At 58.6% G+C, this 15,615-nt stretch carries 12 protein-coding genes; 3 read left to right on the forward strand and 9 right to left on the reverse strand.

From position 1 onward, the window contains the following. Positions 1-4: 4 nt before the first annotated feature. The 6 genes from MJ923_RS06265 to MJ923_RS06290 all read right to left on the reverse strand — a co-directional run bounded on the left by MJ923_RS06265 (position 5) and on the right by MJ923_RS06290 (position 8,562). Entirely contained in the window at positions 5-1,966 is a 1,962-nt protein-coding gene (locus tag MJ923_RS06265; RefSeq protein WP_240590371.1) for a WecB/TagA/CpsF family glycosyltransferase, read from the reverse strand. 248 nt (positions 1,967-2,214) lie between these two features. Beyond that, a complete protein-coding gene (locus tag MJ923_RS06270; RefSeq protein ID WP_240590372.1) occupies positions 2,215-3,255 on the reverse strand; it encodes a glycosyltransferase family 2 protein in 1,041 nt (346 codons plus the stop codon). Then, a complete protein-coding gene (locus tag MJ923_RS06275; RefSeq protein WP_240590373.1) occupies positions 3,218-4,699 on the reverse strand; it encodes an oligosaccharide flippase family protein in 1,482 nt (493 codons plus the stop codon). Before MJ923_RS06275 ends, MJ923_RS06270 begins: the two co-directional genes overlap by 38 nt. Before the next feature lie 108 nt (positions 4,700-4,807). After that, on the reverse strand, positions 4,808-6,106 hold the full coding sequence (locus MJ923_RS06280) for an O-antigen ligase domain-containing protein (protein ID WP_240590374.1): 1,299 nt from the start codon (positions 6,104-6,106) through the stop codon (positions 4,808-4,810). Continuing rightward, positions 6,061-7,476 (reverse strand): GumC domain-containing protein, encoded by a 1,416-nt coding sequence (locus MJ923_RS06285; RefSeq protein WP_240590375.1) that lies wholly within the window; start codon positions 7,474-7,476, stop codon positions 6,061-6,063. Before MJ923_RS06285 ends, MJ923_RS06280 begins: the two co-directional genes overlap by 46 nt. 9 nt (positions 7,477-7,485) lie before the next feature. Next, the gene (locus tag MJ923_RS06290) at positions 7,486-8,562 is read right to left on the reverse strand and encodes a polysaccharide biosynthesis/export family protein (RefSeq protein ID WP_240590376.1); all 1,077 of its coding nucleotides are present in this window, start codon (positions 8,560-8,562) and stop codon (positions 7,486-7,488) included. An 81-nt stretch (positions 8,563-8,643) separates the two neighbouring features. Between MJ923_RS06290 and MJ923_RS06295 the strand changes: the two genes are divergently transcribed. Continuing rightward, the gene (locus MJ923_RS06295; protein ID WP_240590377.1) at positions 8,644-8,895 is read left to right on the forward strand and encodes a hypothetical protein; all 252 of its coding nucleotides are present in this window, start codon (positions 8,644-8,646) and stop codon (positions 8,893-8,895) included. 8 nt (positions 8,896-8,903) lie between these two features. Here the strand turns inward: MJ923_RS06295 and MJ923_RS06300 are convergent, their stop codons facing one another. The 3 genes from MJ923_RS06300 to MJ923_RS06310 form a co-directional block, all read right to left on the reverse strand. Then, on the reverse strand, positions 8,904-9,248 hold the full coding sequence (locus tag MJ923_RS06300; protein ID WP_240590378.1) for an STAS domain-containing protein: 345 nt from the start codon (positions 9,246-9,248) through the stop codon (positions 8,904-8,906). 184 nt (positions 9,249-9,432) lie between these two features. Next, positions 9,433-9,825 (reverse strand): ATP-binding protein, encoded by a 393-nt coding sequence (locus MJ923_RS06305; protein ID WP_240590379.1) that lies wholly within the window; start codon positions 9,823-9,825, stop codon positions 9,433-9,435. Continuing rightward, positions 9,806-11,074, reverse strand: coding sequence for a PP2C family protein-serine/threonine phosphatase (locus MJ923_RS06310; RefSeq protein WP_240590380.1), 1,269 nt, complete (start codon positions 11,072-11,074; stop codon positions 9,806-9,808). Before MJ923_RS06310 ends, MJ923_RS06305 begins: the two co-directional genes overlap by 20 nt. 249 nt (positions 11,075-11,323) lie before the next feature. Here MJ923_RS06310 and MJ923_RS06315 point away from each other — a divergent pair, with 249 nt between their 5' ends. Both MJ923_RS06315 and MJ923_RS06320 read left to right on the forward strand, forming a co-directional pair. Then, entirely contained in the window at positions 11,324-12,265 is a 942-nt protein-coding gene (locus MJ923_RS06315) for a phosphate/phosphite/phosphonate ABC transporter substrate-binding protein (protein ID WP_240590381.1), read from the forward strand. 2 nt (positions 12,266-12,267) lie between these two features. Further along, a complete protein-coding gene (locus MJ923_RS06320; protein ID WP_240590382.1) occupies positions 12,268-15,615 on the forward strand; it encodes a PAS domain S-box protein in 3,348 nt (1,115 codons plus the stop codon).

Raw genomic sequence — 15,615 nt, forward strand, 5'->3', positions numbered from 1 at the left:
CTCCTCAGTAAGCGCCGCGGGCTGTCAGCACCGCCGGAATAGTTTTGGCCAGCAGGCACACATCTGCCCACAGGCTCTGGGTGTGGATGTACTCCAGATCCAGCTCAACCTGGGTGTCGAAGGGGATATCCGAGCGGCCGGATACCTGCCAGATACAGGTGATCCCCGGCTTGACCGCCAGGCGCTGGCGGGCATTGGCGGGGTACTGCTCGACTTCCCTTGGTAGCGCCGGGCGGGGGCCCACCAGCGACATATCGCCTTTGAGCACATTCCAAAGCTGAGGCAGCTCATCAATGGAGGCCTTACGGATAAAGCGGCCCACCAGGGTAATACGCGGATCGCGGCGCATCTTGAACAGCACGCCGCCGCTCATCTCGTTATTGTTTTGCAGGGCGGCGAGCCTGGCTTCAGAATCCAAATACATGGAGCGAAACTTCCACATGGTGAAAGGGCGGTTGCCAGCACCGGCGCGGGTTTGGCTGTAGAGTACCGCCCCCGGGCTTTCGAGACGTATCGCCAGCGCCACCAGTAAAAACAGCGGGGTAAGCAGCAACAGTGCCAGGCTGCTGACAAGGATATCCAGACTGCGTTTGCCAATGCGGCCACAAAGCAGGCGCAGTTGATGGGGGCGATGGCTCTGGACTTTGCCTGCCTGCCAGCCAAGCTGGGGCAGCGGGGTTTGTGGTTTGGGGGCCTGCTGCAATCGGCGGCGCTCGGCCAGCACCCGCAGTAAAAACAGCGGATTGCCAATCAGATAGCGGCGCCACATCCGCGCAGGCTCCTGTATCAGGCGCCATACCCATTCAAAACCAAGTTGGCGCAGCCATTGGGGGGCTCTTGGAATACGGCCCGAGTAAAAGTCGAACAAACCGCCCACACCCAAGGCAACGCCCACGTTGAGCTGTTTGGCGAAGCTCGCTATCCAGCGCTCCTGCAGCGGCGCTCCCATACCGACCAAAAGCACGGCGGCGCCGCTTTGATTGATTTGCTCAATAACCTTCGGCCAGTCATCTGATTCAACAAAGCCGTGGTGCACGCCGCTGACGGTCAGAGAAGGATATTGCTGCTGCATCTTTTTCGCCGCTGCATCGGCTACCCCCGGGGCGCCGCCAAGGAGAAAGAGGCTCAATCCTTCCTGTGCAAGGCGCTGGCACAGCAGAGGGAACAGATCGGTGCCGTTAAGATTGTCCCGCAGGCCCTGGCCGGTGAGATGGCAGGCAAGGCGCACGCCCATGCCGTCGGCAAACACGCCATCGCAATTGCCCAATAACGCACGGTACTCGGTGTCTTTGGCGGCAATGTTGAGGCAATCGGTATTGATAAAGGCGTAGTGCTCTGGCTTGGCTGTGGCCCTGGCTTTATCGGTAAATTTGTTATTGGAATTGACTCTGGCGCCGGCTTTGATGGCAATCTGGCTGATAAGGCCTGGCATCGACAGGTTGTCTATTCCAATGCCAAACAGCGATACCCGCCGCATGCCCGGATGAACCCGAGGAACCAGCAGCAGGCACAAAAGCGCCCGGCCAAGGCCCATCAGATAAGCGGTGGCGCTGGCATGAAGCCTTTTCAGCTCAGTGCTGTCGTCCTGATAACCAAGCCCCATACGCCGCAGCACATCCTCAAGGGCAATAACCCCGGGCCAGGCGCGATATTGGCCATAGCGCATTCCCTGGTACTGCAATGGGCCGCCGAGGAGGGCAAGTCCGCCGCAAGGCACCCACAGCAGCTCACTCATGGCTGGCAGCAGACCGTCGCCGCGAACCCGCAGTACCGACATAGGCCGGTAATTGGCACCAACCAAATGAATGCGTTCCAGTGCCTGCTCACCTTTGAGTAACCGATAACAGCAAAGCATAAGCAGCGGCAGGAAAATCAGCGCCAACACTGTGATGACCAGCAGCCCATCGATGATACGGCACAGCGCTTTGGGTCTGCTGGGGATAGTCAGGGGTGTTCTTGCGGCCATGGTATGTCCTCCCTAGTGTCACAGGAGAGATAGCACATGGCATGCCATATTTTATTTCCTTTATATTCAGCTGGTTATGATGTTTTGTTGGCGCGATAATGCAATTTGCGATGCGGCTTGCAAAATGAAAAACGCCCGGAATGCGGGCGTGCGAAAGACGAAACCGAGCGCTGGCTCGTGGCTTTAAGGCCTGGTCTTGATGGGATGTCAGGCGGCCAGCAGTGCGGGCAGCCTGAACTCCATCGGCTTTAAAGCAGCGAGCTTTGGACCCCATCGGCACGGATCCGCCGCTGCTGCTGCCAGCCAACCAGCGCCTGGCCGAGGCGTTCGCACTGGGAATACAGGCTGGTGGGCAACAGCCATTGCAGATAGGCAGCCGCCACTGTGCACAGGGTGCGGCCGGTTTCATGGGTGAGGATGCCGGGGGCGGTGACAAGCGCCTTATTACACAGCTTCACCGCCATGGCGCCATCCCCCAGGCGGATAGCCTGCCGTGCCAGATAACGCAGCTGATAACCTCTGGCATGGCGCTCATGACGTTTCAGCAGTTTGGGGGCAAACCGGCGGGCTTTTTCGACCATTTTTTCCCAGCTTTCCAGCTGCTTGAGCAGATTGGCCGACAAACCACCATGGTTGAGGCGATAGAAGGTCAGCGGCTCGGGGATCCCTTCCATTTTCCAACTGGTGGTGGCGAGGATCCGCAGCCAGCATTCGATATCTTCCGATTGGCGGAAATTCTCATCGAAGTAGCAGGAGTAGTCTTCGCTGTGATTGAGTGCCTGAAAGCGAATGTCCGTTAAGGTTTCCCGCCTCAGAACCGGCGCCGAGCCGTTGCCCACCGGGTTACGGCAAAGCAGGTGCGCCGGAGTGATATTGGTCAGCTGTGGCATCTGATAGCAATGTATGGGCTGGCCCAGATAATCGATAAAACTCGAACGGCTGAAGCTTATCCCCACCGCAGGGTTTGCATCCAAATGGTTGATATGCAGCCGCAATTTGTCTGGGTGCCAGCGATCGTCCGAGTCCAGAAACGCCACATAGCGACCTATGGCATGGCGCACGCCGGTATTGCGCGCCGCCGCGAGCCCCTTGTTGTGGGGGTGGTTGACGATGCGAATACGGTGATCGCGAAATGTCTGGCACAGCAGCAGGCTGCGATCGGTGGAGCAGTCGTTGACTATGATGAGCTCCCAGTGAAGAAAGCTTTGATCCAGTACCGACTGAATGGCCTCTTTTACAAAGGCTTGCACGTTATACACGGGCATTACGACTGAGACTCTGGGGGTCATGGTGTACCTCCTCGCTGGGGGCAGATGATGGGGATGAATTGGCAAAGGCATTGTGTTGCCGGCACTGTTGCTTACCGCTTTGAACACGGCAGCGGCGGCTGGCATAGAGCGCCATCAATGGCATGCCAAGGCCATAAATACTGAGCACTGTGGCTGCCACCGCCAGCAGGGAAAACTGCACCGCCAGCACAAGCCCGGCACACAGCAAGGCACTGAATAACAGATTCATCAGCAAGTTTTCCCGAGTCAGACCACGGGAGAGCAGCAATTGGCTTGCCGCTTCGCCCAGAGGTCGGCACAGACCCGACAGGCACAGCAGCACAAAAATCGGCAGGGCACCGGCATCCACCCAGTGGCTGCCATACAGCAGTGGCACATACCAGGGGGCAAGCAGGCACTGCAGCGCAATCAAAGGGCTGGTGAGCAGGGATACCGTCATCAGTCCGCCGACAAAGCTCACCCGCTCCTGGGGCTTTTGGCTGCAAAGTCGGCTGTAAAAGGCGGTACCAAAACTTTGAATGATGCCCATGGTGATCCCAAGTGCGGCATTGCTGGCAAAAAAGTACACCCCAAGCGCAGGCAGCCCCAGAAAAGCCCCCACCAGCAGCGCATCCAGGCTCGTGCGAAGGGCGCCAACAAAATCGGCAAGGCCGGTTTGCAGGCCGGACTCCCACAGGCTGCTGATGCCAGGCTGTGTTGAAAACCTGGTTGTTGAAAACCTGGTTGTTGAAACTAGGGCCGTTGGCTCCTGGCTGTTGCGGCGGTGGATGGCGGCCCACACCAGGGTCGACAGTACCTTGGGCACTATGATTGCCCACAGACCCAGCCCCATCAGCGCCAGCGCTATGGTCATCAGGCCATCGGCAATGGTTTGCCACAGCAGGGCGCTGCCGAGCACCCGCATTCGGTTGGCCCTTTGGTTAACGGCGGCGTGAAGCATGCCAAGTGGCATTAACAAGTAGCTTGTTGCCATGAGTATCATCGGCCCCGGCAAAGAAGAGTCCTGAAAATACAAGGCGACGGGGAGGCTGAGTAAGCTCATGGCAACGAAGGCGAGAACGCAGGCCAGACGATTGAGCACAGTTGCCGCCCGCAGGTGGCGGCCAAGGTCGGTATCGTCCATGGGGATCAGTCTGGCGCTGGAAATACGGCGGATAAGGGTCGCTATCAGCTCAAAGCTGGTGAGTATGATGGCGGCCTGACCGAACACTTCCGGAGTGAGCATGCGGGCAAGTAAGATACTGCCAAGCAGCCGCACACAGCGGCCCAATACCTGGGCGCTGCCAAGCCACATCATACCGCCCAGCATGGCACTGACTGCACCTGAGCCCGCCCGGCTGTTGGCAGCATGGTCAAGCGACTGAGTGCGGTGATTTACTGTGGCTCTGGCACTGGCTGACACATTGGCATTGGCATTGGCGCGGGCCCTTTGGCGTGTTGGCATCGCGGTGCTCCTATAGCTGTTTGCTTATCCTGAAAACCTTGATTCACGTTGACTAATCAGGAATCGTGCCAGTCAGAAAGTATTTTGTAACCATCTGTTATTCATTGATTATTTCTGTTTGTTGCCCGAGGCGATACGGGCGTTTTGCATTTTGCGAACGGCTTTGCCACAGTCGAGATGCGCTCTGCCAATCAGCATCAGCGCGGGCCAAAAGAGGTAGGAGAGGATCTCGAGGTTCTCGCCGAAGGTGTACAGAAACAGCATCAGCAGCAGTGACAGTCCAAGCCTCGCCGATGGCAATCGGCTGACATGGGGCAGCAGGTGCAAAAAGCTGGCACCAAATGCAAACCCAAGGGCGATGGCGCCCGCCAGGCCTTTAACAAACAAGAGTCCGTACCAGGTGTGATGGGAGCCGATGGGCATGTACTCCACCATGTGCGGACCGCGCTCCACTATGCCGTGACCCCAGACGATGGCTTCGTTCCACCAGCGCTCAAGCGCAATATCCCCGAGGGCCTGCCTGACCCGGGTAGAGCCAGCGCGGGCGGCCTTGACCGCCTGCATTCCCGCCTCGGCCCGCTCGATGATGACGCCGCCGACGCAGCCCGCCAGCATCATGCCGGGGGCCGCAAGCAGATAGACCCAGGGATGGCGAAAGCTTGCCAGCAGTAGCCTAAGGCCCATAACCAGCACCACGCAGGCGATAGCGAGCCGGGATTGGGACAAGAGGATCATCAGGATGCTGCCGGCCAGGCCCCAGCGACGATAGCCTGTGTTTTTCTCTTCCAGCGCACAGATGAAGTACAGATTCCCCATCAGCCCAAGCGCGGGTGCCCAGGGGGTAAACAGGCGCCAGCGCGGGGTGTGGCTGCCGGGGTCGATTTCATAGAGACTGACGCTGAAAAACTCCGGCCCCGGGCCACCAATCAGCTGGGTGGGGGAGACCCACAGGGTTTGTGGCAGATGCAGCAGCCACGCCAGTACAAACAGTGGCATTAACAGCACTGCCTGTTTGCACACCAGGCAGCAGGCGCGAAAAATCACTTCCGGGCGCACCGGCAATGCTGCGGCCAACATAAACAGCGCCATCAGGGCCCAGCCCTTGGCCCAGCCGATGGAAGATTTAATCAGTTTGGCAGTGCCAAGCTCCATGGTGAGGTGGCCTATCACCAGCGCCAGCAGCATGACCACCATGGCCAGTGCCCAGGCATACAGCGGCCAGCTCAGCGGCTTGTCATGCTTTGGCTGGCTGAGCTTGCGCCGCACAAGGCGGGCCAGCAGCACCCAGCCGAGCACAGGCGCCAGCAGATACAGACCGCCCAGCAGCCAAACGACAAAGGTGAGGCTGATGGCCCGATAAATCAGGCGCTCATCAGCAGTTTGTGCAATATGGGTTTGCGGATCCATAACAGGCTCAGTCCGGCAATGATGCTGATAGAGGCCGCGATGCCGCCAACCAAAATCAGCAGCGGCCCCACGGGATCGGGTTGTTTGGGCATTTGTGGCGCAGCCATCAGTTGCAGCATGGGGTAGGCGGCATAAATGTCGGCCTTGCCCACATCCATTCTGGCGGCGGCCGAGGTGAATACGGCGGTGGCCAGCTGATGCTCGCGGTTCAAATCTTCAAGCCTGGCGGCGTCTTTCTTGCTGGCTTCGAGGCGGGTTTCCCACGCGCTTATCTCGTCACTTAAGGTCTCAAGCTCCCGGCGTTTGCCATCGGTTTCGGTGGCGAGGCTTATCAGCTGCTGCATCAGCTGCGCGCGGCCATCCATATCGTCCGCCGAGAGCATCAGCATCCGCGACACATCGCAGTGACCAAGCAGTTCGGTGCAGCGGCGTTTCAGCCCCTGGCGGACGCTGGCCGCTTCGGCGCTGAGGGTTTGCATTTGTGGATGGCGCGGCCCCAGGCGACCGCCAAGTTCGGTCAGGCTGGCACCAAGACGGGTGTCTGACATCAAGAGTGCCTGAAACAGCTGATCGTTTTTGAGTTTGAGCAGGGCGGCGGCCTCAGTGACATCCAGCCCCAGATGGCGCTCAAGCGTTGCCAGACTGGCATCGAGACCGCGCACCTGAGACTCAATGCCGGTGCGGCTTTGGCGCAACCTTTCGGTGGTCAGCGCCAGCTCTTTGAACTGGTCGAGCGACACCAGACCGCGCTCGGACTGATACATCAAAATCCGCTGCTGGCTTTCACTGACCTTGGCGGCAAAGCCATCGAGCCCCTGACGCACACCGGCTTCGCGCTGGGCAATCTCATCCAGCCTCAGGGTCGACAGTGTTTGCTGCAGGCTTTGATACAGTGCCCAGGCCCTGGCATTGGCAAGCTGCGGTGTGGCGCCGACACTGGCAAACTCCATCAGCCCGGTTTGGCTGGGAAGCTTGAGTTTGGGTTTGCCAAAGGCGCCTACTGACTCTTTCAGCTGCTCGGCCGCCAGCATTAGTACCGGGTCTGATAGCACAATGGCTTTGTAGTTTTCCCTTGGGTCGATAGCCGATGACAGATACGGGGAACTGGTGGAGGCGCTCGCCTGACCGAGACTGTCGAGACTCACCATAGCGCCTGCGCCGCTGCCGGGCAGGATCAGGGTCCAGCGGCTGACGTACTTGGCGGGGGTGAGCCACATCAGCAGTGCAACCAGACACCAGATCAGCGCCAGGCTGTAAAAGCCGGTTTTGAAGTAGAGTTTGCGGCGCGCCGCCGGGGTGAGGCGGGAGCCTTCCACTGCGGCCCGTTTTAGCCAAAGAAGTTGCCGCGCATGGGGCTGAGAGCGTTTCATGGTTGTCTCCTACAGCAGTCCGGCCAGGGTGAGTGGCAGCAGCAGATCGCTGAAAGTGCGTGCCAGTTCGCGCATATTGGTGACCGAGGAGTCATAACAGGCAATGCCATCACCGGGCAGCAGCACAGGATTCATCTCCGGCCGCCAGGCCTCTTTGAGCAGCCCGTCCAGAGAGCGCTCGACCACCTCGGTTTGGTCGGTGAGCGGGTTTTGGGTCACCAGCAGTACCTGACGACTGGCATTGCTGGTTTGGGCGCCGCCGACGCAGTTGGCGGCAATGGCGCCGGCCAGCAGGCGGGTGCCGTAGGGGAAGCGGGTCGCTTCTCTGTCTACCGCCGATTGGCTGTTGCTGCTGGCAGGCTGGGTGAGGTTGGAGATAAACACCCGAATGCCGGGTACGGTGATTTGCGATGGTCGCACCAGGGTTTCATCAAACTGTTTGCTGCTGGGGACATGGATACGATCGCCTGCCTGCAGCAGCCACTCGGGCACCCGTTCGCCGCTTAAGGTGCCACTGATATCGAGCTCGACTTGTGCATTGCCGCGTGTCAGCAGGATACGGCTGGGGTTGGCATCGGGGCGAATGCCACCGCTGGCGCGAAGGGCGGCGGCAATAGTGCGCTTTTCCCCCAAGTCACCGCTTTGCGACTCGCCGGGATCCATCCGCTCAGGCCTTTGGTTAATCAGGTGCTGCCCGGGCTCAAATACGGCGCCGGACACCAGCACTTCAATCGGTGCCCAGCTAACGGGGCGCACGCTGACCCGCACGGCAGTTGGCAGCATCAGTTGCTCATCCACAATGGCTTGGTGGATGGCGCGCTCAAGCTGTTGCAGATGGCGTCCGGCGGCATTGATGGGTGGCAAAAAGTTAAGGTACACAAAACCATCGGCATTGATTTCCACTTCATCGCTGAACTCGGGGCCATTGAGCACCATTACCGACAGCCGGTCCCCCACAGAAAAGCGGGGATTGGATAGACCCGGGGTTAAGTCCCGCAGCCCCGCCTCGGCAGTTGCCGCGCTGGCAGCTATTGTGCCGTCAACCTGTTCAGTGCGTGGGTGAGTGAGGTTGCTCGTGTGAACCAAGCTGCCAGGCGTTGCTGCGACAGTGCGAACATAAGGCGTGGCAGGCCCATAAAAGTGGCACTCGTTCGGATTGCAGCCTCTATGACCAAGGGAAGGCGTGGTACAGGCCGTCAGCAAACCGCTGGCAGCCAGCAGAGCGCAGAGGCTAAATCGCAGCGCGCAGAAATGTGCCCACAGGAAGCAGCGCCGTGGCGTGGCAACCATTGGGGCATGAACGGCGATGGCGGTTTTAACTGGCTGGGTTGCTGCTTTCATGGCGCTGTCTCCCTGCTGCTGGCGGCTTTACTGGTTGCTGCTGAGCATGCCGACAAGCGGCGTACCAGTACCGGTTAACGCTTTGGTCAGTGCTCGGCGCTGACGTAGCGGATAGCGGCCTGACGATCTTCATAGATATCGAAAATCTGATGCAGCCGGGTCAGCTCAATCAGCGCCCGCACCCCATCGGTGGGGCCAAGTAGTACCACGTCACCGGAAAGTTCTTTGGCGCGTTTGTACACGCTGACCAGCACCGACAGGCCGCTGGAGTCCATGTAGCGCACCTGGGTTAAATCCAGCACCAGGCTGGTGGCACCGGCATCCATGTGCTTGAGCAGCGCCGTTCTGTGGGTGGGGGTTTGGGCCATGACCATTTCGCTTGGCAGTGTGATCAGGCTGGCGTGGCCGCCGGGCAGTGGACTGAATTTCATGGTGTGCTCCTGGAGGGGCTTGCCCCGATTATCAAAGACCTCTTAGCCTGAGCAGGAGTTGTGCCAAAAAATTAATGCATAAATAACATATAGATACGAAGTTTGTCTGGCGTGCTTTATTGGGATTTGCGTTTTGCTTTTGCAAAATGCAACACGCCGGGAAGCCCCGGCGTGTGTGTTGGCATCAGTGCCTCAGTAGACTGAGGCGCAAGTGAGTGCCGCTGATGGCATGCTGAAAGTTAACCTTGTCCATCCAGTTGTAGAGGATCCACAGGCCGCGGCCGTTTTCGCCGTCCCGTTCGGGGCAGTGGCTGGGCATGGCGAGCTCGGGGGACACAGATGGGTCGAGTAAATCCACTGTCAGGCAGTCGTGGCTGCAATGGATAATCAGGATCACCTTATCCAGCGGGCTTTTGCCATGGTGCAGCACATTGCCGACCGCCTCGAGCACGCAGGTGATGAGTTTGAAGCGCTGTTTGGGATGCACATTGTTTTGCAACAAGAATTGCTCCAGTTCCAAAAACAACTGATTTTGCTCCCAAAGATGCTGGTTGAGATTAAGCTGCAGACTGTTCATGGGACCTCCCGTCGGGGTTGGATTGCGCCGGGGCGCACAGCAGCATCAGCGATACATCATCCTGAAACACGCCCCCTTGCCACAGGTGAATGGCATGGTAAAGGTGTGAAATCAGAGCACTGTGACTGAGCTGCGCGCCTGAGTGGGCGAGGCGCACCAGTCTGCCATGACCAAAGCGGCCATGGTTGGCGTGCAGACTCTCGTAGGCGCCGTCGGAAAACAGCAGCAAACGATCGCCGCCATTAAGCTGAAGTTCAATGTTGGGGTATTGGCTGGCATCCATAATCCCAAGCGGAAAGCCTGCCGCAGCCAAAGCCGTGTCGACGACCTGATCGCAGTCTTCGCCCTGACTGTTCCTGCGCAGCAGGATGGGCGCCGGATGGCCCGCGCTGGCAAGGCTCAGCTGGCCACTTTGGGTATTCAGTTTGCCAATCAGTGCGGTGGCGTACTGGCCCTGTTCGCCGGGGTCAACAAAGCCCTGATTGAGCATCGACATCAGCCCTGCGGGCGTTTGTCCGTGCCAGTCACAGCGACAGGGCGAGAGCATCATCGCCAATGAAAATGCCTGCATCGCGGCGGCGCTGCCGTGCCCGGCAACATCAATCAGGTAAAAACCAAGGTTTTGCTCATCGAGACGGATGATATTGAACAAATCCCCTGCCAACATGCTGGCGCTGGCAAAGCGGCTCAGGCAATGCCAGCCGTTGATATCTTCCATTGGTGCAGGCAGCAGTGATTGCTGCAGCAGCGCGGCCTGGTGCAAGTCGGCCTGCAGCTGTTGATTGGCAGCAGAGACCTCGGTAATGGCGCGCTCCAGCGCCGCATTTTGTCTCGCCAGGGCTTGATTGAGCTCAATCAGCCGCACCGCTGCCAGCAGCCGCACCCTCAGTACCGCCGGTGCAAAGGGTTTGGGCAGGTAGTCATCGGCGCCAGATTCAATGCCCTGAATAAGAAAGCCGGTATCGGCATTAGCGGTCAGCATCAGCACATAGGGCGGTTGTGGGCGCGATTTTATAATGTGGCAAAGCTCTGGCCCAGACATGCCGGGCATGCGCCAGTCGCTTACCACCAGGTCAATATGATGCTCGTTCAGCCGCTCGAGCGCCTCTTCTGCCGATGCGCTCTCTATCACTTCAAAGCCCTGCTGATGCAGCAGCTCTGCGATATAAAAGCGTTCGCTGGCGGTGTCTTCCACCAGCAGCACTTTGATGCTGACGGCTGTATGAGCGGCGTTGATTGTCATCCCCATGATGTTTGCTCCCTCATGTCGTAGCTGTTCCCGATTGCCAGGCGCCTGAGGTTGCCCGTTTTGCTGCGGTGGCCTCGACGCTTTCAGGGTTAAGCGAAGGCCATGCCAGTGTGGATATTGTTTTTTCTATCAGAAGATTAGCGCGCTCCTTTCGTAAGAAACGTGCGGAATGCTGTGCGGTTTTTTGCAAAATGCAACGGCGTCTACCATAGTCAATCCAAGGCGCTGGCAGGGCGAATGGGGGTAAGAATGAGCACAGGGATCCGCGATAGCATGCACAGGCTGGCAAGACGCTTGTTAAGCGCAAAGCACGGCCTGCTGCTTGCGTTATGCCTCGGTTGGGCCGCTATGGGGCTGGCGGCTGAGGCTACTGCCCCAACGGAGCCTGCACTGCCTGGCGAGCTTGTGTTTGGCATAGTGCCGCAGCAGTCAGCCAGCACCCTGGCGCGGCTGTGGGCACCGCTGCTGGCAAGGCTGTCCAAAGACACTGGTATTCGACTGAGATTTGCCACTGCCCCGGATATTCCGGAGTTTGAGCGGCGTTTGGCGGCGGGCGAATACGATGTGGCCTACATGAATCCCTTTCACTACGTGGTACTTCACGACAAGGTGGGTTACCGCGCCCTGGTCAAAGAGGCCGACAAGCGCCTGAAGGGCATTTTGGTGGTGGCAAAAGAGTCTCCCATCGCATCCCTCGATGAGATTAACGGGCTGGAACTTGCGCTGCCGGCGCCTGCGGCCTTTGCAGCCAGCGTGTTGCCCCGCGCAACCCTCAGGCAAATGGGCATTGAGGCCAATTATCGCTATGTAGGCTCCCACGACTCTGTGTATCTGGCGGTATCCAGAGGATTTTTTGCCGTGGGCGGCGGCGTGATGCGCACGCTTAAAGCTCAGGCGCCTGAGGTGCAGGACAAGCTGCGCATTCTGTGGCAAACCCCGGGACACACGCCCCACGCGTTTGCGGCGCTGCCATCGGTGACTGATGCCGCTTCGCTAAAACTTATCAGCGCTTTTGAAGCCTTGAGCGGCGATGATGAAGGCAAGGCCATGTTGTCGGCACTCGGATTTGGTGCGCTAAAGCAGGCCAAGGACAGTGACTGGGATGATATCCGCGCCCTGAAGCTTGGTGAGCTGCCGCAAACCGGCGCCGATGCTACCGTCAATTCCCCCGCTGACACGCCAGGGCTCTAGTCATGTCCTTTCGGCTGAAAACCATCCTTGGCATCGCCCTGATTGAAGGGGTGCTGCTGCTCTTGCTGGTGTATACCAGCGTCGATTACCTGCGAAAGTCCAATGAGGCCGAAATCCTCAAGCGCGCCCAAAGTACGGCGGTGTTGCTGGCGGCTGCGGCCAAGGATGCGGTGCTGAGCACAGATCTGTCGACCCTCGAAGCCCTGGTAGATGAAGTGGCCCGCGAAACCCAGGTGCGTTACGTCGAAATTTATGGCGACGAGCGGGTACTGGTGTCCCGCGGTGATTTAACCGGCCACCAAGAAGCCTATGATGATGAGGCGGCAAGGCACGATCTGGTGGCGGTTGAGGCGTCCATTACTGAGTCGGGCTATCACTTCGGTAAGGTGGAAATAGGCCTCGATACCCTGGCATTATCCTCCTTTATCAAGGACGCATCGCTGCGGATTTTATCCATTGCGGCGCTCGAAATGGTGCTGGTGGCGCTGTTTTCCTGGGGGCTTGGTTATTTGCTGAGTCGCAACCTGCTGCAGCTCAGGGATGCCAGCGCCGGTCTGCTAAGCGGCGACCCCCACGTACCGCTACCGGTGCGTGGCAACGACGAAATTGCCCGGACGGCGCAGGCGTTCAACGAGATGGTGCAGCGGGTTGAGCAGCGCACCTCGGCACTGGAGGAGGCCAACACCCGTCTGGCTGCAATTTTGGAAACTGCTACCGATGGCTATGTGCTGATGGATACCCAGGGCGTGCTCAAGGAAGTGAACCCCGCTGTCAGCCGCCTGTTTGGCTATGATGCCAGTGAGCTGATTGGTGCAAACGTGGCCGTGCTGATGCCTGCGGACATTGCCAGGTTGCACCAGTCTTATCTCGACCGTTTTCTTGCCGAAGGCGATGCCAGGGTGCTGGGCTCGGGTCGTGAGGTGGTTGCCCGGCGTAAAAATGGTGAGGAATTTCCCATTGAGCTGCATGTCAGTTTGATAGAAATGGCCGGTGAGCGACTGTTTCTTGGTTTGATTGAAGATTTGTCGGAAGAGAAGCGCCACGAGGCTGAAATCAAACGCAATGAGTCGATTTTGGTGGCCACACTGGATGCCAGCCGCGATGCCTTTGTAACCATAGATATGGCGGGAAGGGTGCAGGAGTTTAACGATGCCGCCACCCAGATGTTTGGTTATCGCCGTGAAGAGGCCCTTGGCGAACTGCTGGAAGAGCTGATTATTCCCCTTGAATATCAGGCGGGCCACAGGGCCGGGCTTGAGCACTTTAAGGCGACCGGTGAAGGGCCGGTGCTGAATCGGCAGGTGGAGCTGTCGGCCTGTCGCAAAGACGGCAGCGTGCTGCCGGTGGAGCTGACGGTGATCCCGGTGAAGCTCGATGATGAGATGCTGTTTGCGTCTTTTTTGCGGGATATCTCTGAGCGTAAACAGCGCGAAAATGAGCTTAAAGCGGCCAAAATTCAGGCCGAGGCGGGCAGTAAGGCCAAGTCCCGCTTCCTTGCCACCATGAGCCATGAAATCCGCTCGCCTTTGAATGCGGTGCTTGGCAGCGTGACCTTGCTGCTGGAATCCGGCCTTGGCAAGGAGCAGCGGCTGTACGCCAACACAGCGCGGGAAGCGGGCACGGCGCTGCTGTCCACCATCAACGATATTCTGGATTTTTCCAAAATCGAAGCCGGGCAAATGGTGCTGGAGCAGCGCAGTTTCGAGCCTGACAAGCTGGTGGCACAGGTGCTGCAAATCCTGGCGCCCAAGGCGCAGGAAAAGGGCATTCAGCTCGCCAGCTTTATTAACCGCAATGTGCCCCAGCATCTGATTGGTGATGGTCAGCGTCTGCGCCAGGTGCTGCACAATCTGGTGGACAACGCCATCAAGTTTTCCAGCCGCGGCACTGTGTCGGTGCAAATGTGGATCCCGGACAATCATCAGGAGCGGGTACAGCTGTGTTTTCGGGTGCAGGATCAGGGCATTGGCATGTCGCGGCGGGCCCAAAAGAAACTCTTCAGCGAATTCTCTCAGGTGCACGACGGCAGTAACACCAGTTACAAGGGCAGTGGCCTCGGTCTTGCCATTTGTGCCGAGCTATTGAAGATGATGGACGGCGGCATTGAGGTGGAAAGCACCCCGGGCGTCGGCACCTGCTTCAGCGGCCATGCAACCCTAGCAATTTCGGAAGAAGAAACCATTCATTTCTGGCATCTGCCGGAGCACCCCAGGGTGCTGTTGCTGTATCCGGTAGAAGAGGTGGCCAGCCTTATCAAAAAGCAATATGCCCAGTATGGGGTGGAATGTCTCTGGATTGGCAATGTGACTGATTTTCAGGACATCGCCCGGGTCAGCGGCCGCTTTATGCTGATCATGATTGATGATTCCTGCCTGATGAGCCTGGATGCGCGCCAATGTCGGCTGCTGCGCGAAGGCTACCTGTTCGAAGATGGCAACATGGTGGCACTGGTGGCCGGGGTGCGGCCGGAGGTGCAATCCATGCTCGATGCGCTTGGCATCAAGCATCAGGTGAATAAACCACTGAGCCGCGCCATGTTGCTGGAACTGATTTCCACCATGCCCGATGAAGATGCCGGCAGTAAGCTTATCAAGCCAGACTTCAGCCACCTGGACGGCAAGACAGTGCTGCTGGCAGAAGACAGCCCGGCCAATCAGCTGGTGGCCCGCAGTCTGCTGGAGCGGGAGGGAATGCGGGTGGATGTGGCCAACAATGGCCAGGAAGCCTGCGCTATGGCGCTTGATGGCAGCTACGACCTTATCCTGATGGATGTGCGTATGCCCATTAAAGATGGCCTGCAGGCCAGCAAAGAGATACTGGCTGTGCGCCCCGATTACACTATTCTGGCGATGACCGCCAACGTGTTCAAAGAAGAGCTGGACGCCTGTATTGAAGCAGGGATGAAGGATGTGATCCCCAAACCCATCAGCCGTGATGAGCTGCTTAAACGGCTGGCGGGTTGGCTGCCGACGGAGGCGGCGGTTGACGTCACGGAACCCGATATCGACCTGAGCACGCTTTTGAATGAAAAAGTGATAACCGAGCTTGAAGACGCCCTTGGCCATCAGAGTGTTGCCCGCATGGTGCAGGTTTTCTGGCAGGAGACCGAGGCCCGGCTTGAAACCATGGAGCAACGCTGGCAAGAGGGCGACCTTCGCCGCCTCGAAGATGAAGCCCACACGTTAAAAAGCAGTTCAGGCTCCTTTGGTGCCCAAACCTTGTATGAGCGGGTACGGGTTCTGGAAGAAAAGGCCCGCAGTGGCAAGCCGGAGGGGATCCGCCCGCTGATGGATGAAATCCGCACGCTTGCCGCGCACACCTTCGATGCCATGGCGGCACGGTTTAAGTAA

Source organism: Shewanella zhuhaiensis (assembly GCF_022484835.1).
Classification (GTDB): domain Bacteria; phylum Pseudomonadota; class Gammaproteobacteria; order Enterobacterales; family Shewanellaceae; genus Shewanella; species Shewanella khirikhana.

Bases quoted from the DNA above. Each gene is read 5' to 3' on its own strand.
- MJ923_RS06285 (WP_240590375.1), bottom strand. From the start codon at position 7,476: ATGAAACGCTCTCAGCCCCATGCGCGGCAACTTCTTTGGCTAAAACGG.
- MJ923_RS06295 (WP_240590377.1), top strand. From the start codon at position 8,644: ATGACCAAGGGAAGGCGTGGTACAGGCCGTCAGCAAACCGCTGGCAGC.
- MJ923_RS06275 (WP_240590373.1), bottom strand. From the start codon at position 4,699: ATGCCAACACGCCAAAGGGCCCGCGCCAATGCCAATGCCAATGTGTCA.
- MJ923_RS06300 (WP_240590378.1), bottom strand. From the start codon at position 9,248: ATGAAATTCAGTCCACTGCCCGGCGGCCACGCCAGCCTGATCACACTG.
- MJ923_RS06280 (WP_240590374.1), bottom strand. From the start codon at position 6,106: ATGGATCCGCAAACCCATATTGCACAAACTGCTGATGAGCGCCTGATT.
- MJ923_RS06270 (WP_240590372.1), bottom strand. From the start codon at position 3,255: ATGACCCCCAGAGTCTCAGTCGTAATGCCCGTGTATAACGTGCAAGCC.
- MJ923_RS06310 (WP_240590380.1), bottom strand. From the start codon at position 11,074: ATGGGGATGACAATCAACGCCGCTCATACAGCCGTCAGCATCAAAGTG.
- MJ923_RS06320 (WP_240590382.1), top strand. From the start codon at position 12,268: ATGTCCTTTCGGCTGAAAACCATCCTTGGCATCGCCCTGATTGAAGGG.
- MJ923_RS06305 (WP_240590379.1), bottom strand. From the start codon at position 9,825: ATGAACAGTCTGCAGCTTAATCTCAACCAGCATCTTTGGGAGCAAAAT.
- MJ923_RS06265 (WP_240590371.1), bottom strand. From the start codon at position 1,966: ATGGCCGCAAGAACACCCCTGACTATCCCCAGCAGACCCAAAGCGCTG.
- MJ923_RS06315 (WP_240590381.1), top strand. From the start codon at position 11,324: ATGAGCACAGGGATCCGCGATAGCATGCACAGGCTGGCAAGACGCTTG.